General features: G+C 62.1%; 20 protein-coding genes and 1 pseudogene. 5 read left to right on the top strand and 16 right to left on the bottom strand.

The genetic code is table 11. The annotated features are described in order from the left end of the window. Positions 1-10 precede the first annotated feature (10 nt). The 5 genes from recG to exbB form a co-directional block, all read right to left on the bottom strand. The gene (gene recG / locus BLQ09_RS06345) at positions 11-2,086 is read right to left on the bottom strand and encodes an ATP-dependent DNA helicase RecG (RefSeq protein ID WP_092355872.1); all 2,076 of its coding nucleotides are present in this window, start codon (positions 2,084-2,086) and stop codon (positions 11-13) included. Between the two features lie 8 nt (positions 2,087-2,094). After that, on the bottom strand, positions 2,095-3,015 hold the full coding sequence (locus tag BLQ09_RS06340) for a hydrogen peroxide-inducible genes activator (protein WP_015886540.1): 921 nt from the start codon (positions 3,013-3,015) through the stop codon (positions 2,095-2,097). A 142-nt stretch (positions 3,016-3,157) separates the two neighbouring features. Further along, the gene (locus tag BLQ09_RS06335) at positions 3,158-3,907 is read right to left on the bottom strand and encodes a TonB family protein (protein ID WP_027608280.1); all 750 of its coding nucleotides are present in this window, start codon (positions 3,905-3,907) and stop codon (positions 3,158-3,160) included. Continuing rightward, a complete protein-coding gene (exbD, locus tag BLQ09_RS06330; RefSeq protein WP_003195519.1) occupies positions 3,904-4,329 on the bottom strand; it encodes a TonB system transport protein ExbD in 426 nt (141 codons plus the stop codon). The genes BLQ09_RS06335 and exbD overlap by 4 nt, the downstream gene beginning before the upstream one ends. A 6-nt stretch (positions 4,330-4,335) precedes the next feature. Continuing rightward, the gene (gene exbB, locus BLQ09_RS06325; protein ID WP_092355869.1) at positions 4,336-5,316 is read right to left on the bottom strand and encodes a tonB-system energizer ExbB; all 981 of its coding nucleotides are present in this window, start codon (positions 5,314-5,316) and stop codon (positions 4,336-4,338) included. 190 nt (positions 5,317-5,506) lie between these two features. Between exbB and BLQ09_RS06320 the strand changes: the two genes are divergently transcribed. Next, complete coding sequence (locus BLQ09_RS06320; protein ID WP_092355866.1) at positions 5,507-6,358, top strand: SDR family oxidoreductase; 852 nt, start codon at positions 5,507-5,509, stop codon at positions 6,356-6,358. A 29-nt stretch (positions 6,359-6,387) separates the two neighbouring features. Here BLQ09_RS06320 and BLQ09_RS06315 read toward each other — a convergent pair whose 3' ends face one another. The 6 genes from BLQ09_RS06315 to BLQ09_RS06290 all read right to left on the bottom strand — a co-directional run bounded on the left by BLQ09_RS06315 (position 6,388) and on the right by BLQ09_RS06290 (position 11,684). After that, a complete protein-coding gene (locus tag BLQ09_RS06315) occupies positions 6,388-7,131 on the bottom strand; it encodes a hypothetical protein (protein WP_092355863.1) in 744 nt (247 codons plus the stop codon). A 56-nt stretch (positions 7,132-7,187) separates the two neighbouring features. Beyond that, positions 7,188-7,568, bottom strand: a complete 381-nt coding sequence (locus BLQ09_RS06310) for a RidA family protein (RefSeq protein WP_003176922.1) — start codon at positions 7,566-7,568, stop codon at positions 7,188-7,190. A 24-nt stretch (positions 7,569-7,592) separates the two neighbouring features. Continuing rightward, the gene (gene spoT, locus BLQ09_RS06305) at positions 7,593-9,698 is read right to left on the bottom strand and encodes a bifunctional GTP diphosphokinase/guanosine-3',5'-bis pyrophosphate 3'-pyrophosphohydrolase (protein ID WP_005792489.1); all 2,106 of its coding nucleotides are present in this window, start codon (positions 9,696-9,698) and stop codon (positions 7,593-7,595) included. A gap of 60 nt (positions 9,699-9,758) precedes the next feature. Continuing rightward, the gene (gene rpoZ / locus BLQ09_RS06300) at positions 9,759-10,022 is read right to left on the bottom strand and encodes a DNA-directed RNA polymerase subunit omega (protein ID WP_003176920.1); all 264 of its coding nucleotides are present in this window, start codon (positions 10,020-10,022) and stop codon (positions 9,759-9,761) included. A gap of 167 nt (positions 10,023-10,189) precedes the next feature. Continuing rightward, entirely contained in the window at positions 10,190-10,810 is a 621-nt protein-coding gene (gmk, locus tag BLQ09_RS06295) for a guanylate kinase (protein WP_092355860.1), read from the bottom strand. A gap of 10 nt (positions 10,811-10,820) precedes the next feature. Further along, the gene (locus tag BLQ09_RS06290) at positions 10,821-11,684 is read right to left on the bottom strand and encodes a YicC/YloC family endoribonuclease (RefSeq protein ID WP_065926714.1); all 864 of its coding nucleotides are present in this window, start codon (positions 11,682-11,684) and stop codon (positions 10,821-10,823) included. 204 nt (positions 11,685-11,888) lie between these two features. Here BLQ09_RS06290 and rph point away from each other — a divergent pair, with 204 nt between their 5' ends. Together rph and BLQ09_RS06280 are read left to right on the top strand one after the other, a co-directional pair. Continuing rightward, positions 11,889-12,611 carry a ribonuclease PH gene (rph, locus tag BLQ09_RS06285; protein WP_027608286.1) on the top strand — a complete coding sequence of 241 codons (723 nt, stop codon included), beginning with the start codon at positions 11,889-11,891 and terminating at the stop codon, positions 12,609-12,611. A gap of 22 nt (positions 12,612-12,633) precedes the next feature. After that, positions 12,634-13,002 carry a DUF4870 domain-containing protein gene (locus BLQ09_RS06280; protein WP_027608287.1) on the top strand — a complete coding sequence of 123 codons (369 nt, stop codon included), beginning with the start codon at positions 12,634-12,636 and terminating at the stop codon, positions 13,000-13,002. Between the two features lie 58 nt (positions 13,003-13,060). Here the strand turns inward: BLQ09_RS06280 and BLQ09_RS06275 are convergent, their stop codons facing one another. Continuing rightward, on the bottom strand, positions 13,061-13,840 hold the full coding sequence (locus BLQ09_RS06275; RefSeq protein WP_003195493.1) for an exodeoxyribonuclease III: 780 nt from the start codon (positions 13,838-13,840) through the stop codon (positions 13,061-13,063). A gap of 82 nt (positions 13,841-13,922) precedes the next feature. Between BLQ09_RS06275 and pyrE the strand changes: the two genes are divergently transcribed. After that, positions 13,923-14,570 carry an orotate phosphoribosyltransferase gene (gene pyrE / locus BLQ09_RS06270; RefSeq protein ID WP_027608288.1) on the top strand — a complete coding sequence of 216 codons (648 nt, stop codon included), beginning with the start codon at positions 13,923-13,925 and terminating at the stop codon, positions 14,568-14,570. Positions 14,571-14,632: 62 nt separating this feature from the next. Here pyrE and argB read toward each other — a convergent pair whose 3' ends face one another. From argB to coaBC, 4 genes and pseudogenes are all read right to left on the bottom strand, one after another. Then, entirely contained in the window at positions 14,633-15,538 is a 906-nt protein-coding gene (gene argB / locus BLQ09_RS06265; protein WP_015886532.1) for an acetylglutamate kinase, read from the bottom strand. An 18-nt stretch (positions 15,539-15,556) separates the two neighbouring features. After that, positions 15,557-16,978, bottom strand: a pseudogene (locus tag BLQ09_RS06260) (phosphomannomutase/phosphoglucomutase); the annotation flags it as partial. Between the two features lie 240 nt (positions 16,979-17,218). Further along, on the bottom strand, positions 17,219-17,674 hold the full coding sequence (gene dut, locus BLQ09_RS06250) for a dUTP diphosphatase (RefSeq protein ID WP_027608290.1): 456 nt from the start codon (positions 17,672-17,674) through the stop codon (positions 17,219-17,221). A gap of 5 nt (positions 17,675-17,679) precedes the next feature. Further along, positions 17,680-18,888, bottom strand: a complete 1,209-nt coding sequence (gene coaBC, locus BLQ09_RS06245) for a bifunctional phosphopantothenoylcysteine decarboxylase/phosphopantothenate--cysteine ligase CoaBC (protein ID WP_092355857.1) — start codon at positions 18,886-18,888, stop codon at positions 17,680-17,682. Between the two features lie 143 nt (positions 18,889-19,031). On the opposite strand from coaBC, the gene radC reads away from it, so the two are divergent. Further along, positions 19,032-19,706 carry a RadC family protein gene (gene radC, locus BLQ09_RS06240; RefSeq protein WP_027608292.1) on the top strand — a complete coding sequence of 225 codons (675 nt, stop codon included), beginning with the start codon at positions 19,032-19,034 and terminating at the stop codon, positions 19,704-19,706. Positions 19,707-19,716: the final 10 nt, after the last annotated feature.

Below are 19,716 nucleotides of genomic sequence, written 5' to 3'. Positions count from 1 at the left end.
GAGGCAGGCGTCACACTTGGCCGTATTGCTGCCCATGGCGCAGCCAGCGATCCAGCAGCGGGCTGACGTGATCCGGCCAGCGCTCCAGCAATGCCTGCGCTGCGTCGCGCACGGCGGGCAGCAGGTCGGCGTCGCGCATCAGGTCGGCGACCTTGAACTGCAGCAGGCCGGTCTGGCGGGTGCCGAGCATTTCGCCGGGGCCGCGCAGTTCAAGGTCTTTTTCGGCGATGACAAAACCGTCGTTGGTCTCGCGCATGATGCCCAGGCGTTGGCGGCCGATCTGCGACAACGGCGGGTGGTAGAGCAGCACGCAGTGGCTGGCGGCACTGCCTCGGCCAACACGGCCGCGCAATTGGTGCAATTGCGCCAGGCCCAGGCGCTCGGGGTTTTCGATGATCATCAGGCTGGCGTTGGGCACGTCCACGCCCACTTCAATCACGGTGGTAGCGACCAGCAGCTGCAGGTTACCGGCCTTGAATTCAGCCATCACCGCGGCCTTTTCGACGGGCTTCATGCGCCCATGGATCAGCCCGACCTTGAGTTCCCCCAGGGCGCTGGTGAGGTCTTCATAGGTGGTCTCGGCGGCCTGGCAGGTCAGCTCCTCGGACTCTTCGATCAGTGTGCACACCCAGTACGCCTGGCGGCCTTCGGCGCAGGCGCCGCGCACACGCTCGATCACTTCGACGCGCCGGGTGTCGGTGACCAGCACGGTGTTGACCGGTGTGCGGCCGGGGGGCAGTTCGTCGAGGATCGAAGTGTCGAGGTCGGCGTAGGCGCTCATGGCCAGGGTGCGCGGGATCGGGGTGGCGGTCATGATCAACTGGTGCGGGTTCATGCGCCCGCCCACGCCTTTCTGGCGCAGGGCCAGGCGCTGTTGCACGCCGAAGCGGTGCTGTTCGTCGATAATCACCAGGGCCAGGTTCTTGAACTGCACTTCGTCCTGGAACAGCGCATGGGTGCCCACCACCATCGGTGCACCGGCGGCGATCTGTTCCAGCGCGGCCGCGCGCGTCTTGCCCTTGAGCTTGCCGGCCAGCCACGCGACTTCCAGGCCCAGGGGCTCGAGCCAGCGCTTGAACGTGATGAAGTGCTGCTCGGCGAGGATCTCGGTGGGCGCCATCAGCGCCACCTGGTAACCGGCTTCCAGGGCTTGCAGGGCGGCGAGGGCGGCGACCACGGTCTTGCCCGCGCCCACGTCGCCCTGGATCAGGCGCAGCATCGGCTCGTGCTGGCTGAGGTCGTAGGCGATTTCATTGCCCACGCGCTGCTGGGCACCGGTCGGCGCAAAGCCGAGGTTGGCCAGGTATTGCGCAGGCAGGCGCGTGGCCTTGGGCATGGCCGGCGCACGCAGGGAGCGCATGCTTTCGCGCAGGCGTTGCTGGGACAGTTGGTGAGTCAGCAGCTCCTCGAAGGCCAGGCGGTGCTGGGCCCAGTGATGACCCAGGGCCAGTTCGTCGACATCGGCGTCCGCAGGGGGGTGATGCAGGTAGCGGATCGCATCGGCCAGTGGCGCCAGTTGGTAGTCGCGGGCCAGTTCCAGGGGCAGCCAGTCGGGCAGGCTCTGCGGGCCAAGCATGCCCAGGGTCTGCATGCACAATTGGCGCAGGCGCTGTTGGGTCAGGCCTTCGGTGAGCGGGTAGATCGGCGTGAGGGTGGTGTCCACCGGCGGCGGTTCGTCACCGGTAATGGCACGGTATTCCGGGTGGTAGATCTCCAGGCCCGAGGCGCCGGGGCGCGCTTCGCCGTAGCAGCGCACGCGGGTGCCGCGCTTGAGGCCTTCCTTCTGTGCGTTACTGAAATGGTAGAAACGCAGGCTCAGGCCGCCGGTGCCATCCTGCAGGCGCACCACCAGACTGCGGCGCTTGCCCATCACCACATCGGCGCCGCTGACGGTGCCTTCGACCACGGCATCCTGCCCGGGACGCAGTTGGCCGATGGGCACCACGCGAGTGCGGTCCTGATAGCGCAGGGGCAGGTGGAACAGCACGTCCTGGAGGTTTTCCAGGCCGACCTTGGCCAGCTTCTCGGCCATGGCCTCGCCGACACCCTTGAGTGCCGTCACCGACACCTGCGACAGCTCAGTCATACGTTTACTTAGCTCGCAGCAGGCGGCTTGGCCACCGAACACAGGCGGATCGAGTCGGCGAGGATCTCAATGGCTTTGGGCCGTGGGAAGCTGGCGCGCCAGGCAATCGCCACGGTACGGAACGGCACCGGCGGCGTCAGTGGACGCACTTCGATCACGCCGGGGGCGTAGTGATGGCTGTCCACTGCCGACAGCGGCAGGATCGAGATACCCAGGCCGGAAGCGACCATATGCCGGATGGTTTCCAGGGAGCTGGATTCCACGGTGGTGTGCTTGGCGCCGTCGTTGCCTTTGGTCAGGGTCGGGCAGGCTTCCAGCACCTGGTCGCGGAAGCAGTGGCCTTCGCCGAGCAACAGCAGGCTCTTGTCGTTGAGCAGGCCGGCGTCGATGGTGTCTTTTTGCGTCCACGGATGGGAGGCGGGCATCAGCACGTAGAACGGCTCGTCGTAGAGCGGCAGGGTCAACACATCCGCTTCGTTGAACGGCAGGGCGATGATGATCGCGTCCAGCTCGCCGTTGCGCAGTTTGTCGCGCAGCACGTGGGTGAAGTTTTCTTCGATATACAGCGGCATCTGCGGCGCGACGCGGTGCAGTTGCGGGATCAGGTGCGGGAACAGGTACGGGCCGACGGTATAGATGGCGCCGACTTTCAGCGGTGCAGTCAGCTGGTTCTTACCGGCCTGGGCCAGTTCACGAATGCTTTGCGCCTGTTCCAGCACCTTCTGGGCCTGGGCAACGATGCCTTCGCCCACTGGGGTGAGGCGCACGGCGCTTTTGCTGCGCTCGAAAATCAGCACACCGAGTTCGTCTTCAAGCTTTTTCACGCCCACCGACAGCGTCGGCTGGCTGACGTGGCAGCGTTCGGCCGCGTGGCCAAAGTGCTGCTCTTGGGCGAGGGTAACGATGTAGCGTAATTCTGTAAGAGTCATAGCGGGCGTCCATGAGGTTGCGGGCCAAGCATACCGGCTGCAATCGATAGACGCACGTTATCAGAACTTTGCTGGGGATTGAGCGGGGAATGCGCGGGATTTTGCTGAGAGTGGCGAGGGGTGTCCCTCGCCACCATCATTTTCAGCGACGACGTTTTTCGATGTTGTACACGAACGGTGCAACGATCTCGATGCTGCCGCCCTTGAGCATGTCGGCCGGCGGCTTGGGCAGCGGCTGGGCACGACGGATCATGTCCAGGGTGGCGCGGTCCAGGTCGGCGTTGCCGGAACGCCCCACCAACTCGTAGGACAGCACGTTACCGTCGCCATCCACCACGAACTTCAGGCGGTTCAGGCCTTCCTTGCCACGGGCCTGGGCACCTGGCGGGTACTTCTTGTACTTCTGCAAGTGTGCCAGCAGGGTGCCTTCCCAGGACGCTTTGGCGGCGATCTGTTGCGGCGACGGGCCAGGTACGGGCTGGGCCGATTTTTCAGCCGGTGCCTTGGTGGGCGGAGCGTCGCTCGGCGGGTCCTCGGAGGGTTTCTCCTTGGGCGGCTCGATCTTTTTCTCCACCGGCTTGGGCGGCTGCGGTTTAGGCTTGGGCTTGACCGGCTTGGGCACCTGGATCGTTGGCTTGGGCGCCTCGGCCAGTTTCGGCAGGGGCAGCTCTTCCACCGGTGCAGGCGGTTGCGGCGGCGTTACCACTTTCGGCGGCGCCGGCGGCGGCGGTGCAGGCATCGGGGCCAGGTCGATGACCATGGCCGCTGGCGGCAACTGCACCGTGCGCGGCGCTGACCAGTGGAGCGCGATGGCAATCGCGACGGCATGCACGCCCAGCACGACGGCGAGGCTGGTGCCATAACGCGTCAGTTTGTGGCGCGTCGTGATCATTTCTTGGCTGCCGTCTCAAGTCCGACCAGGCCTACCTTGAGGTAGCCGGCTGCCCGCAGGGCATCCATCACGCTCATCAGGTCGCCGTAGTCCACGCCTTTGTCGGCCTGGAAGAAGATCGTCGTGTCCTTCTTGCCTTGGGTCTTGGCATCGAGCACCGGCCCCAGGGTTTCGGCCTTGACTTCTTCTTCGCCCAGGAACAGGCGTTGGTCCGCCTTGACGCTGAGGAAGATCGGTTTCTCCGGCCGCGGCGCAGGCTTGGCGCTGGAGGCGGGCAGGTCAACCTTGATGTCCACGGTGGCCAATGGAGCGGCCACCATGAAGATGATCAGCAGCACGAGCATCACGTCGATAAACGGCGTGACGTTGATTTCGTGGTTCTCGACGAGTTCGTCGTCGCCTTGATTCAAATGCAGGCCCATGGCCGATTACCCCACTTTCACCATGTGCGGTTGCGAGCTGCGCTCGGTAGGCAGGTGATCGAGGTCGCGGCTGACCAGCAGCAGGACTTCTGCCGACGCATCCGATACCTGGGCCTTGTAGCCGGCAATCGAACGGGCGAAGACGTTGTAGATCACTACCGCAGGAATCGCGGCGACCAGGCCCAGGGCGGTTGCCAGCAGGGCTTCGGCGATGCCGGGGGCGACGACGGCGAGGTTGGTGGTCTGGGTTTTGGCGATGCCGATGAAGCTGTTCATGATGCCCCAGACGGTACCGAACAGGCCGACGAACGGCGCGGTGGAGCCGATGGTCGCCAGCACGCCGGTGCCGCTGCTCATGTTACGGCCGCAGGCTGCAACCAGGCGTTCCAGGCGGAACGCCACGCGCTCCTTGATGCCTTCTTTTTCACGGGTGTTGGCCGACAGGCGCATTTCTTCCAGTGCGTCGTGCACCAGGGTGTTTGCCAGGGTGCCTTTCTTGGTCGCGCTTTCGCTGGCTTCCTTGAGGGTGGTGGCTTTCTTCAGGTGGACGATTTCAGTGCGCAGACGGCGCTTGGCACCCAGCAGCTCGAAGCCTTTGGCGATCCAGATGGTCCAGGTAATGATCGACGCGATGGCCAGGCCGATCATCACGGCTTTCACCACCACGTCAGCATTCTGGTACATGCCCCATGGCGACAGGTCGTGGGCCATGCCCAGGGTGTTGTCTTCTTCCAGCACGACACCGGTTTCGTCGGCGGCGGCTGGGGATGCAGCCTGGGCCGGGTCGGTGGCCGCGGGGGCAGCAGCGGGTGCGGTTGGAGCCGCAGCATTGTGCTCGGCGGCGGCCGGGGTAGCCGGGGCGGTGGCATCAGCGAATGCGGCGGTCGGCGCCAGCAGTACGCTGAACAGCATCGCAGCAATCGCACGCCAGGCGCGGGATGGGCTGTGAAGCGTGGTTGGCGAAGCGGGGGTTGTATTACGTGTCATGCTGGCCGGACCTGAGAGAAGAAAATGAGTGATCGTCCTTCCAGACCCAAAAGGGGTCGAGGACAAATGGGCGGTTATTATTGCAAGTAATTCTTGTTAACAGAAGTAATACAGTAACTTTATTTGCCCTTTTTCTGGCCGCCGGTCTGCTGCGAGGGCTAATCTAGACCTTTAAGAACGGAGTTTTATGATGTCTGTGCCTTCTGTTGTGATTGCCGGATGTGGCGATGTGGGTAGTCGGCTGGCTAGCCAATTGCTGGCCTCGGAATGGGAGGTTCATGGCCTGCGGCGCGATATTTCGCGCCTGCCCGAGGGGGTGATCGGCATTGCCGGCGACCTGTTCAACAAGGATTGCCCTGACACCTGGCCGATCGGCGGGGTGGATTACCTGGTGTACTGCGCCGCCGCCACCGACCACGATGAGGCCGGTTATCGCGCCGCTTACGTGCAAGGTCTGCAGCACGTGCTGGAGTGGCTGAAGGATTATGGCCAGGAGCCCAAGCATCTGCTGTTTGTATCCAGCAGCAGCGTATACGGGCAGCAGAATGGCGAGTGGGTCGACGAAACCTCCGAAACCCAGGCCAAGGGTTATTCCGGGCAAGTCATGCTGGAGGCCGAGCAGGTGGCACTTAACAGTGGCATTCCTGCGAGCGTCGTGCGGTTGACCGGCATTTACGGTCCTGGTCGCGAATGGCTGCTGACCCAGGTGCGCCAGGGGTACCGTGTAGCGCTTGATCCACCTTTATATGGCAACCGTATACACGCCGATGATGCGGCGGGCTTGCTGGCATTTTTGCTCCGCCACTTGGAGCAGGGCGGTTCGCTGGATAAGGTCTATATCGGCGTCGATGACGCACCGGCGCCCTTGGCCGAGGTGGTGGCCTGGCTGCGTGACTACCTGGGCGTCACTGAGTGGTCCGAGGACGCGAGTGTGCGGCGTGCGGGCAGCAAGCAATGCAGCAATGCCCGGATAAAGGCGCTGGGGTGGACGCCCACGTATGCGAGCTACCGCGAAGGGTACGCAGCCATTCTTAAAGGCTGAAATGCGGTTAAAAATGTGGGTGATGACTGCTATTGCTTTTCAAGCAGCCATTGACGCGGCCCGGGAGTGAACTGGGGCACTTCGTCCGCCTGTGCGGTGTTGATCGCCTGGAAGATCTCCAGCTGCTTGCCTTTGCGCATGAAGATCCACGGGTTGCCCACGCCGTTGAGCTGCAGCCACATGCTGTCGTAGCCGCCGCTCATGGAGGCACAGTCACCGGCCAGGCACAGAGAGTACCGATCAACATTGGGCAGACCGGCGACCTTGCCGTCAGGCTGGAACTGGACGGTGGCACCGTTGCCGAAGCCGTCGGTGATCTTCCAGTCGCCGCCCATATAGGCTGCGTACAGGGCGCGTTCGAAGTTGGCACCCAGCGGCGCACCGTCCGGTGCAGGTTCCTTGGCGCGGGCAAAGAGCTGCTCGGGCTCGTTGTCGTTGGCCACTTGCAGCAGTTGCCTGCCTTTGCGCTTGAGTTCAGTGGCGGAGCTGCCGTAGAAGTCGACGCTCCAGGCACCGGACTGTTCGCCGAGCAACTTGCCTTCGGCGACTTCAAAACCGTTGTAGTAACGTGCCTGCGAAGCCTTGGGGTTGACCTCCCACTCGAGGTTCGGGCCATAGCTTTGCAGCGCTTCACGCAAAGGGCCGCCCTTGGCTGCCGCATCGATGGCGACCTGGTTGATCCAGGTGCCGCTCACATCCTGGTTGGCAGGGTTGCTGGCGCAGCCGCCGAGCAACAGGGCGAGCAACGAAGAGGCTACAAGCGCTTTGCGCATCATGAAATCCTTTTAAAACGAAGTCGGCGCAGCCTGTGGAGGCTGCGCCGGGTGTTTTACTCGATGACCAGAATTGCGTCCATCTCAACCTGCGCGCCCTTTGGCAGGGCGGCCACACCAATGGCGGCACGGGCTGGGTACGGTTGTTCGAAGTACTTGCCCATGATCTCGTTGACCTTGGCGAAGTGGCTCAGGTCGGTGAGGAAGATGTTCAGCTTGACGATGTCCTTGAACGAGCCGCCGGCAGCTTCGGCCACGGACTTGAGGTTTTCGAAGACCTGTACGGTCTGGGCTTCGAAGCCTTCCACCAGTTCCATGGTCTTTGGGTCCAGCGGAATCTGGCCGGACATGTAGACGGTGTTGCCCGCCTTGATGGCCTGGGAGTAAGTACCGATGGCGGCTGGGGCCTTGTCGCTGGTGATAACGGTCTTGGTCATGAATGACTCCTTGTAATGGATGGGCTACGCACGCATGCGGGTGATGCGGATCACACCGGTCAAGGCGCGCAGTTTCTTGATCACGCGGGCCAGATGCACGCGGTCATGCACGCTGACCACCAGCTGGACCACGCTGATGCGACCATCGCGCTCGTCCATGCTGATTTTCTCGATATTGCCGTCGGCCGCGTTGACGCTGCTGGCCAGCAGGGCGATCAGGCCGCGCTGGTGTTCCAGCTCCACGCGCAGTTCGACGTTGAATTCGCCGGTGACATCCTTGGCCCACGAGAGCTGAATGCATTTTTCCGGGTTGTGGCGGATCTCGGTGATGTTGCGGCAGTTGTCGAGGTGAACGACCATGCCCTTGCCGGCCGACAGGTGGCCGACAATCGGGTCGCCAGGGATCGGCGTGCAGCATTTGGCATAGCTGAGCACCAGGCCCTCGGTGCCGCGAATCGCCAGCGGGCCTTCCGGGCTTGGCAGTTGTTCGCCTTCACCCAGCAGGCGGCGGGCGACCACGTAGGCCATGCGGTTGCCCAGGCCGATATCTTCCAGCAGGTCCTCGATGGTTTCCTGGCGATACTCGTGGAGCATCGCTTGCACGCGCTCCTGGGCAATCTTGTCCAAGGCGCTGTCGAAACCGTTGAGCACTTTGTTCAGCAGGCGCTCGCCCAGGCTGATGGACTCGGAGCGGCGCTGCAGTTTCAGTGCGTGGCGGATGTGTGTGCGCGCCTTGCCGGTAACCACGAAGTTCAGCCACGCCGGGTTCGGGCGCGCACCCGGTGCGCTGACGATCTCCACAGTGGAGCCGCTTTGCAGCGGTTCCGACAGCGGGGCCAGGCGCCGGTTGATCCGGCAGGCAATGCAGCTGTTGCCGACGTCGGTGTGTACCGCGTAGGCAAAGTCGACCGCAGTGGAGCCTTTGGGCAGCTCCATGATCCGGCCTTTGGGCGTGAACACGTAGACCTCGTCCGGGAACAGGTCGATCTTCACGCTTTCGATGAATTCCAGGGAGTTGCCGGCACGTTGCTGCATTTCCAGCACGCCCTTGACCCATTGGCGGGCGCGGGCATGGGTGCCTTTGGGCTGCTCGTCGCCGCTGGATTTGTACAGCCAATGGGCGGCGATGCCGTTGTTGGCCATCTCTTCCATTTCCCGGGTGCGGATCTGGATCTCGATCGGCACCCCGTGCATACCGAACAGCGTGGTATGCAGCGATTGATAGCCGTTGGCCTTGGGAATGGCGATGTAGTCCTTGAAGCGCCCCGGCAGGGGTTTGTACAGATTATGTACAGCGCCCAGCACGCGGTAGCAGGTATCGACCTTGTCCACGATGATGCGGAACGCGTACACGTCCATGATCTCGTTGAACGCCCGGCGCTTGCCGCGCATCTTCTTGTAGATGCCGTAGATGTGCTTCTGCCGGCCGCTGACCTCACCCTCGATCTCGTCGATCGCCAGGCAATGGCTCAGGGATTCTTCGATCTTGTTGACGATTTCCTTGCGGTTGCCCCGGGCGCGCTTGACGGCCTGGTAGATGCGCGCCGAACGCATCGGGTGCATGGCCTTGAAGCCGAGGTCTTCGAACTCGATACGAATGGCGTGCATGCCCAGCCGGTTGGCGATGGGCGCGTAGATTTCCAGGGTTTCCTTGGCGATGCGCCGGCGTTTTTCGCCGGACAGCACTTCCAGCGTGCGCATGTTGTGCAGCCGGTCGGCCAGCTTGACCAGGATCACCCGGATGTCCCGGGCCATGGCCATGGCCATTTTCTGGAAGTTTTCCGCCTGGGCTTCGGCCTTGGTCTCGAAGTTCATCTGGGTCAGTTTGCTGACCCCGTCGACCAGTTCGGCCACGGTTTCGCCAAATTGCGCACTGAGCGCTTCCTTGGCAATGCCGGTGTCTTCGATCACGTCATGCAGCATCGCGGCCATCAGGCTCTGATGGTCCATGTGCATGTCGGCCAGGATATTTGCCACCGCAAGGGGATGGGTGACATACGCCTCACCGCTTCGGCGGCGTTGGCCGTCGTGGGCTTGTTCGGCGTAGAAATACGCTCGGCGGACCAGGTTGACCTGGTCGGGGCCGAGGTAGGCCGATAAGCGATCGGCGAGGGCGTCTATGCTCGGCAAAGTGTGAACTCCTGCCGAAGGCTGTGACCCCGCGCCGTGCTACGTCGACCAGGCATAGGCTTAGACGGCCTCGTTGGACTCGTCCTCGAACGCTGCAAACAGCGGTTCGTCTTCAACGATTTCAGCGTTGGCGATGAACTCGTAGCTCATCAGGCCTTCAGCGATTTCACGCAGGGCTACAACGGTAGGCTTGTCGTTTTCCCACTGGACTAGAGGCTCTTTGCCGCCAGTGGCCAGTTGACGGGCACGCTTGGTAGAGAGCATGACCAGCTCAAAGCGGTTATCCACGTGTTCTAGGCAGTCTTCAACGGTTACGCGGGCCATGGTATTCCTCGGAGCGAATGCAAGATGCGCGCTGCCCGGTTGGGCGAGCGGACTGAGCAGTTTAAAAAATCACCAGCGTTTAGGGAAGCGCTGATTTTTCGCAGGTCCTCGCAAAGCCGCTGCAAGCGCCAATGTAAAGCCCTTGCAGCGGTTTTGGGAAGAGCCAATCAGCCGAGCAGTTCGGCGAGTAATTTACCGAAACGCTGCTGTTGACGCTTTTGCTGGAGCTGATTGGTGCGGAAAATCGCCTTCAGGTCATCCAGTGCGTGGGAAAAATCGTCGTTGATGATCAGGTAGTCGTAGTCGACGTAGTGGCTCATTTCGCTGACGGCCTCACGCATGCGGCCTTCGATGATTTCGTCGCTGTCCTGGCCGCGGTTCGTCAGGCGCTGGTGCAAGGCTTCGAGCGACGGCGGCAGGATGAAGATCGAGCGTGCCTGAGGCATCAGCTTGCGTACTTGCTCGGCGCCCTGCCAGTCGATTTCCAGGATCAGGTCGTGGCCTTCGTCCAGGGTCTGCTGCAGGTGGCTCTGCGAGGTGCCGTAGAGGTTGCCGAACACCTCGGCGCGCTCGAGGAAGTCGCCATGCTCGATCATCTTGACGAACTCGGTGCGCTCGACGAAGTGATAGTGCACGCCGTTCACCTCGCCCGGGCGCATGGCACGGGTGGTGTGGGAGACCGAGATGCGAATCTGCTCGTCAGCGTCGGTCAGGGCCTTGACCAGGCTGCTCTTGCCTGCGCCCGAGGGCGCGGAAATGATGTAAAGGGTGCCGGTGCTATGGGTCATGGAGGGTGCCTTACTCAATATTCTGTACTTGTTCGCGCATCTGCTCGATCAACACCTTGAGGTTGACCGCCGCCGTGGTGCTGCGCGGATCGAAAGCCTTGGAGCCCAGTGTATTGGCTTCGCGGTTGAGTTCCTGCATCAGGAAGTCCAGGCGCCGACCAGCGGCGCCGCCGGACTTGAGCACGCGGCGCACTTCGAGGATGTGGGTGCTCAGGCGATCCAGTTCTTCGGCGACATCGCTCTTCTGCGCGAGCAGCACCATTTCCTGCTCCAGGCGCACGGGGTCGAGGTCGGCCTTCATGTCGGTGAAGCGGTCGAGGACCTTCTGGCGTTGGGTGGCGAGCATCTGCGGTACCAGCTCGCGCAAGGTGACCACGTCTGCTTCGATCGACGTCAGGCGCTCGTTGATCAGTCGGGCCAGTTCGGCGCCTTCACGCTCGCGGCCAGCCTTGAGTTCCTTCAATCCCTGGGTGAACAGGGCGAGGGCTTCGGCATTGAGGGCTTGCGGATCGGAGGCGTCGGCCACCAGCACGCCGGGCCAGGCCAACACTTCCAGAGGGTTCAGTGCGGCGGGCTGCTTGATCAGGCCGGCGACGGTTTCGGCCGCGGCGACCAGTTGCGCAGCGCGCTCGCGGTCTACCTGCAGCGGCTTGCCGGTGGTTTCTTCGGTAAAACGCAGGGTGCATTCCAGCTTGCCGCGGGAGATGCCCTGGCGCAGTGCCTCACGCACGGCGCCTTCGAGGTCGCGGAAGGATTCCGGCAGGCGCAGGTGCGGCTCCAGGTAGCGGCTGTTGACCGAGCGCAGTTCCCAGCTCAGGGTGCCTTGGGCGCCGGCTTTTTCGACGCGGGCAAAGGCGGTCATGCTGTGCACCATGGAGGTACCTCGCGATGCAGTCCCGCGAAAGCGGGCTGATGGGTAAATTGAAGCCGACAGGCTGCGAAGGCGCGGGATTGTAGCGCAGTGGGGCGGGCGCGCCCAAACCCTGGGCATTCGTAACCAGATTTTTAGCAGTGCCCCGAATCGGCTCGCGGCTCTATAATGCTCGGCAGTTTTTCGTCCTCAGTACAGGTACCCCCTATGAAACGTCCAAGTGGTCGCGTTGCCGATCAGCTCCGCTCGATCCGCATCACCCGCAACTACACCAAACACGCCGAGGGATCCGTACTGGTCGAGTTTGGCGATACCAAGGTTATCTGCACCGTCAGCGTTGAAAATGGCGTGCCGCGCTTCCTCAAGGGCCAGGGCCAGGGTTGGCTGACCGCCGAATATGGCATGCTGCCACGCGCCACCGGCGAGCGTAACCAGCGTGAAGCCAGCCGTGGCAAGCAAGGCGGCCGTACCCTGGAAATCCAGCGCCTGATCGGGCGCTCCCTGCGCGCGGCCCTGGATATGACCAAGCTGGGCGACGTGACCCTCTACGTCGACTGCGACGTGATCCAGGCCGATGGCGGTACGCGCACCGCGTCCATCACCGGCGCCATGGTGGCGCTGGTCGATGCGCTTAAAGTCATCAAGAAGCGCGGCGGCCTGAAAGGCGGCGACCCACTGAAGCAGATGATCGCCGCCGTATCGGTGGGCATGTACCAGGGCGAGCCGGTGCTGGACCTGGATTACCTGGAAGACTCGGCTGCCGAGACCGATCTGAACGTAGTGATGACCAGCACCGGTGGTTTCATCGAAGTGCAGGGCACCGCCGAAGGTGCGCCATTCCAGCCGGCCGAGCTGAACGCCATGCTGGCCCTGGCCCAGAAAGGCATGACTGAGATCTTCGAACTGCAGAACGCCGCACTGGCTGACTGAGTACGCCTCAAGGAGAAGCGCCATGAATGACAGCCAAATGCCGGTGCCTACGCCTTCCTACGAGGTGCGTCAGGGGGCAATGTTGTGCCATCTTGCTGCGTTCCTGGGGTTTGTATTCCCCTTCGGCAGCGTCGTGGGGCCGCTGATCCTGTGGCAGATGAAAAAAGAAGTGGATCCGTTCATTGACGACCAGGGCAAGGAGGCACTGAATTTCCAGATCACCGTAGCCATCGCCTGGATCATTTGCATCGTGCTGGCCTTCGCGGTCATTGGGTTTTTCCTGATGACGGCCTTGGTCATCGCAAGCGTGGTGCTGACGATCATCGGCGCAATCAAAGCCAACAAAGGGATCGCCTATCGCTATCCCTTGACCTGGCGCCTGGTCAAATAATCAACACCCACAAAAAAACCGACAGCGATGTCGGTTTTTTTGTGCCTGGATAAAGACCCTAGATGGTCAGTGTCCAGTCGTAGTCCACGATCAGCGGCGCGTGCTGCGAGAAGCGCGGCTGGCGCGGCAGGCGTGCACTGCGCACGAACCGGCGCAGACCCGGGGTCAGCAACTGGTAGTCGAAGCGCCAGCCCAGGTTGAGCATCTCAGCCTGTTCATTGTCTGGCCACCAGCTGTACTGGTCGCCTTCGCGGCTGACTTCGCGCAGCGCATCCACATAGCCCATGTTGCCGACAATCTCGTCCATCCAGGCCCGTTCCGGCGCCAGGAAGCCCGGGGATTGCTGGCTGTCACGCCAGTTCTTGATATCCAGCTTCTGTTGCGCCACGTACAGCGAGCCACAGTAAATGTACTCGCGACGTTTGCGTCGCTGTTTATCCAGGTAACGGGCGAAATCGTCCATTAGCTTGAACTTCTGGTTCAAGTCTTCATCGCCGTTCTGCCCCGAAGGAAGCAGCAAGGTCGCGATGCTGACCTTGTCGAAATCGGCTTGCAGGTAGCGCCCGTAGCGGTCGGCTGTCTCGAAGCCGAGGCCGCTGATGACCGCCTTGGGTTGCAACCGCGAGTACAAAGCCACGCCACCTTGGGTGGGCACTTCGGCATCGCAGGCATAAAGGAAGTAGCCATCCAGTTGGAAGGCTGGGTCGTCCAGTTCAAAGGCGGAGGCGCGGGTGTCCTGCAGGCAGATGACGTCGGCATTCTGAGCTTGCAGCCAACTGAGCAAACCACGCTCGACTGCAGCCTGAATACCATTAACGTTCACACTGATGATCCGCATAAATGGCCCCAAAAATCGCGTGCGTGTATGATACACGCCGTCTACCTAATTAGCTAAATCCGTGGTATCTGAGGCTTTTTTCATGCAGGCGTATCAACGCGATTTCATTCGTTTTGCCATCGATCGCGGGGTTTTGCGCTTCGGTGAGTTCACCCTCAAGTCCGGGCGCACCAGCCCGTATTTCTTCAATGCCGGCTTGTTCAACTCGGGTTCGGCCCTGGCTCAGCTGGGGCGTTTCTACGCGGCAGCCATCGTTGAAAGCGGTATTTCCTTCGACGTGCTGTTTGGCCCGGCCTACAAGGGCATCCCCCTGGCGGCTGCAACGGCCGTGGCCCTGGCGGAACATCATGGGCGCGATCTGCCATGGTGCTTCAACCGCAAGGAAGCCAAGGCCCATGGCGAAGGCGGCAGCCTGGTGGGCGCGCCGCTTACCGGCGATGTATTGATCATCGATGACGTGATCACGGCCGGTACGGCTATCCGTGAGGTGATGCAGATCATCGCGTCCCAGGACGGCGCCAAGGCCGCCGGTGTGCTGATCGCGCTGAACCGCCAGGAGCGTGGCAACGGTGAGTTGTCGGCGATCCAGGAAGTGGAGCGTGATTTCGGTATTCCAGTGGTCAGCATCGTGTCGCTGAACCAGGTGTTGCAGTTCCTGGAAGACGATCCGCAGCTCAAGCAGCACTTGCCGGCAGTTAAGGCGTATCGCGAGCAGTTCGGCGTTCAGTAATCGCCGAACCATAAAAAAGCCCCGCTCAACCAGGTTGAGCGGGGCTTTTTGTTTTCAGCGTTTTAAGGGCGCTTGCGATTACTGATCAGCGTGCCCACACCCGTATCGGTGAAGATTTCCAGCAGGATTGCATTCGGCACCCGGCCATCCAGGATCAGCGAGCTGCCGACGCCGCCTTGCACCGCTTCCAGCGCGCAACGGATCTTCGGCAGCATGCCGCCGTAGATGGTGCCGTCGGCGATCAGTTCGTCCACTTGTTGAGTGGTCAAACCGGTCAGCACCTTGCCTTCCTTGTCCATCAGGCCGGCAATGTTGGTCAGCAGCATCAGCTTTTCAGCCTTCAATGCTTCGGCCACCTTACCCGCCACCAGGTCGGCGTTGATGTTGTAGGACTCACCGTTGGCACCCACGCCGATCGGCGCGATCACCGGGATGAAGTCGCCCTTGACCAGCAGGTTCAGCAGGTCGGTGTTGATGCCGATCACTTCGCCTACCTGGCCGATATCGATGATTTCCGGCTGGGTCATTTCCGGCGTCTGACGGGTAACGGTCAGTTTTTTCGCGCGGATCAGCTCGGCGTCCTTGCCGGTCAGGCCAATGGCGCTGCCGCCGTGGCGGTTGATCAGGTTGACGATGTCTTTGTTCACCTGGCCGCCGAGGACCATCTCCACCACGTCCATGGTCTGCGCGTCAGTGACGCGCATGCCATCGATGAAGTGACTCTCGATCGACAAGCGCTTGAGCAGGTCGCCGATCTGCGGGCCGCCGCCGTGGACCACCACGGGGTTGATCCCCACGGCTTTCATCAACACGATGTCGCGGGCAAAGCCGGTTTTCAGCTCGTCGCTTTCCATGGCATTGCCGCCGTACTTGATCACCAGCGTCTTGCCGACGTAGCGTCGAATGTAAGGCAACGCTTCGGACAGGACCTTGGCGGTGTTGGCAGCGGCTTCGCGTTCGAGGGTCATTCAGGGCTCCGGTAAAAATCAGAACGGTAATTGGAGATCAGGGGCAACACGTTTCAACTGGGCGTGGAACACGTCCTTGATGCGCTGCAACTCAGCCTCGGTATCCGCCTCGAAACGCAGCACCAGCACCGGTGTGGTGTTGGATGCGCGAACCAGGCCCCAGCCCTTGGCGTAATCGACTCGCACACCATCAATGGTGGTCAGGTGGGCGCCTTCGCCCCATTGCGCATCGTGCAGTGCGTCAATGATGCTGAATTTGCTCTCCTCGGTCACATGGATATTGATCTCTGGCGTAGAAATATCATTCGGGAAGGTCTGAAACAGCTCTTCGGCGGTGGATTTTTCCTTGCTGAGGATCTCCAGCAGACGGGCGGCGCTGTAAATGCCGTCGTCAAACCCGAACCAGCGCTCCTTGAAGAACACGTGGCCGCTCATTTCGCCGGCCAACAGTGCGCCGGTTTCCTTCATTTTCTTTTTGATCAACGAGTGACCGGTCTTCCACATTAGCGGACGGCCGCCATATTCCTTGATCAACGGGGTGAGGCGGCGGGTGCACTTCACGTCGAAAATGATCTCGGCACCCGGGTTGCGCGCCACCACATCGCGGGCGAACAGCATCAGCAGGCGGTCCGGGAATACGATCTCGCCGGTTTCGGTCACCACGCCTACGCGGTCGCCGTCGCCGTCAAAGGCCAGCCCGACGTCAGCACCGGTTTCCTTGACCTTGGCGATCAGGTCCACCAGGTTTTCCGGTTTGCCTGGGTCCGGGTGGTGGTTGGGGAAGTTGCCATCGACCTCGCAGAACAGCGGGATCACTTCGCAGTTCAGGGCTTCGAGCAGCTGCGGGGCGATTACGCCGGCCGCGCCGTTGCCGCAGTCCACCACCACTTTGAGGCGGCGTGCGAGTTTGACGTCGCCGGTGATTTCATCAGAGTAGCGCTGCAGGATGTCAACTTTGGTGATGCTGCCTTTGCCGCTGGTCAGGTCGTTGGTCTTCAGGCGGGTGTGCAGGGCCTGGATCTGTTCGTTGGCCAGGGTGTCGCCGGCGATGACGATCTTGAAGCCGTTGTAGTCCGACGGGTTATGGCTGCCGGTCAGCATTACCCCGGATTTGCCGGCCAGTACATTGGCGGCGTAGTACAGCGCGGGAGTGGGCACCAGGCCCACATCGCTGACATGGCAGCCGCTGTCGGCCAGGCCCTGGATCAGTTGTTCCACCAGTTCCGGACCGGACAGGCGACCGTCACGACCGACCGAGACGTTCGGCTCGTCCTGGGCCAGGCTCTGGGAACCAATGGCGCGGCCAATCCAGTAGGCGGTTTCGGCGGTCAGGGTCTTGGGGACTACGCCACGAATGTCATAGGCGCGAAAGATGCTGTCGGGGAATGTCGGGGCTACTCGGGCTGCGGTACTCATCGCGGGGGGAAACTCCATCTCAAGGGGGCAAGGCTGGCCTTAATGTGGCTGACCGGCAGGCTCAAACTGAAGGGTATGACGGTGTTTTCGGCAGAGAGTTCGTGGTGCAAAAGTGCCATCGGAGCTTGGCCCCTGTCTTTATTTCTGCGTAATGCATTGATTTCAAATGGGAAATCTCGCTGATAAAGTCCGCGCATTCTTCATCCTGAAAAGCCTTGCGGGGGCATCGAGCCGGGCAAAGGTGCCCGGCCAGGTTCAGCGTAGTCAGTGACTGCCGGAATGCCCAAAGCCACCTGCGCCGCGTTGGGTTTCGTCAAAATCCTGCACCAGTTCGAAGTGCGCCTGCACCACCGGCACCAGTACAAGCTGGGCAATGCGCTCGCCGACAGCGATGTTGAACGCCGTCTGGCCACGATTCCAGCACGACACCATCAACTCGCCTTGGTAGTCCGAGTCGATCAGGCCTACCAGGTTACCCAGCACGATACCGTGTTTGTGGCCCAGGCCGGAGCGCGGCAGGATCAGCGCAGCCAGGCCCGGGTCGCCGACGTAGATCGACAGGCCGGTGGGAATCAGGACGGTCTGGCCCGGCTCAAGGACGGTGTCTTGCTTGAGCATGGCGCGCAGGTCCAGGCCGGCGGAACCTGGGGTGGCGTAGGCCGGCAGCGGGAATTCGGTGCCGATGCGGGGGTCGAGGATCTTGGCTTGCAAAGCGTGCATGGAAATTAAACCTGGTTCAGCCGTTGGGCGATAAAAGAGATCAGTTGGCGGGCAATCTTGCCTTTGCTGGTCTGGGCGAAAAGAGTGGCGTGCAGCTCGCGGTCGATCACGCTGCAGGCGTTTTCCTCGCTGTTGAAGCCGATGCTCGGGTTGGCGACATCATTGGCAACGATCAGGTCGAGGTTTTTGTCTTTCAGTTTGCGTGCGGCGTAGTCGAGCAGGTGCTCGGTCTCGGCGGCAAAGCCGACACTGAACGGGCGGTCCGGACGCGTGGCAATGGTGGCCAGGATGTCCGGGTTGCGCACCATTTGCAGGAGCAGGCCGTCGCCGCTCGTAGGGTCTTTCTTGAGCTTTTGCGGGGCGACGACTTCCGGGCGGTAGTCTGCAACCGCTGCCGAAGCGATAAACAGGTCACAGGGAATGGCGGCCTCACAGGCGGCCAGCATGTCCCGGGCGCTGACTACGTCGATTCGCGTGACGCGATCGGGAGTCGGCAAGTGCACCGGACCGGTGATCAGGGTAACGCGTGCGCCTGCCTCGACCGCGGCTTCCGCCAAGGCAAAGCCCATTTTTCCTGAGCTATGGTTGGTGATGTAGCGTACCGGGTCGATGTTTTCCTGGGTCGGGCCTGCCGTAATCAGCACGTGCCGGCCGGTCAGGGCCAGGTGCTGGAAGCATTCGGCGGCGCACAATCCCAGGTCGGTGGCCTCGAGCATGCGGCCCATGCCGACATCGCCGCAGGCCTGGCTGCCGGAGGCCGGGCCGAACACCTTGAGGCCACGGCTTTGCAGGAGCTGGGTGTTGGCCTGGGTCGCCGGGTCGCGCCACATGGCCTGGTTCATGGCCGGGGCGATGGCGACGGTGGCGTCGGTGGCCAGTACCAGGGTGGTCAGCAGGTCATCGGCGATGCCTTGCGCCAGGCGCGCGATCAGGTCGGCGGTGGCAGGGGCGATCAGTACCAGGTCGGCCCATTTGGCCAGTTCGATATGACCCATGGCGGCTTCGGCTGCCGGGTCCAGCAGGTCCAGGTGAACCGGGTGTCCGGACAGGGCCTGCATGGTCAGCGGAGTAATGAACTCACTGCCGCCGCGGGTCATGACCACGCGCACTTCGGCGCCCTGGTCGAGAAGCCTGCGGACCAGCTCTGCGCTCTTGTAGGCGGCAATGCCGCCGCCGACGCCGAGAACGATGCGTTTCCGATACAGACGCTGCATTGGTTTGCCTTTCCAGTTCAGTGAAGCCAGTTCAGTGACGCCTGCGATGCCCCCTCCCCAGGTGAAATCGCACGCAAAAAAGAGGGCCTACGATAACACAGCGCCCGCCCCGCAACAGCGGCGCACATGCACAGGGAGGTGGAATGAGTATTCGTGATTGGCCGGCGGCAGAGCGGCCGCGAGAGAAGCTTTTGGAGTGGGGTGCTGCGAGTCTGTCCGATGCTGAATTGCTGGCGATCTTCCTGCGCACCGGCGTAACCGGCAGGAGCGCGGTGGACCTGGCGCGCCATCTGCTGGCGCAATTTGGCGGTTTGCGCCCGCTGCTGGAAGCCAGCCAGGCGGTGTTCAGCCAGCAGTTGGGCTTGGGGCCGGCGAAGTTTGCGCAGTTGCAGGCGGTACTGGAAATGTCCCGGCGCCATATGGCCGAGCGCCTGCGCAGCGATTCGGTGCTGGAAAGCCCGGTGGCCGTGCGCAATTACCTCAAGTCGCTGTTGCGCCATGAGCCCCATGAAGTTTTCGGCTGTCTGTTTCTCGATTCAAAGCATCGGGTGCTGGGGTTCGAAGTGTTGTCCGAGGGGACCATCGACGCTGCCGTGGTCTACCCGCGGCAAGTGGTCAAGCGCGCCCTGGCCTATAACGCAGCGGCGTTGATTCTGTGTCACAACCATCCTTCCGGGAGCGTGGAGCCCAGCGCGGCTGATCGAAAATTGACCAAGCTGCTGCAAAAGGCCTTGGAAGTGGTGGATGTGCGGGTACTGGATCACGTCATCGTGGGGGACGGTGATCCGTTGTCGATGGCGGAATATGGGTGGATGTAAGCCCGCCCCC

This window comes from Pseudomonas sp. NFACC25 (genome assembly GCF_900100935.1).
Taxonomy (GTDB): domain Bacteria; phylum Pseudomonadota; class Gammaproteobacteria; order Pseudomonadales; family Pseudomonadaceae; genus Aquipseudomonas; species Aquipseudomonas marginalis.
This window is presented reverse-complemented; position numbering and strand designations above follow the sequence as displayed.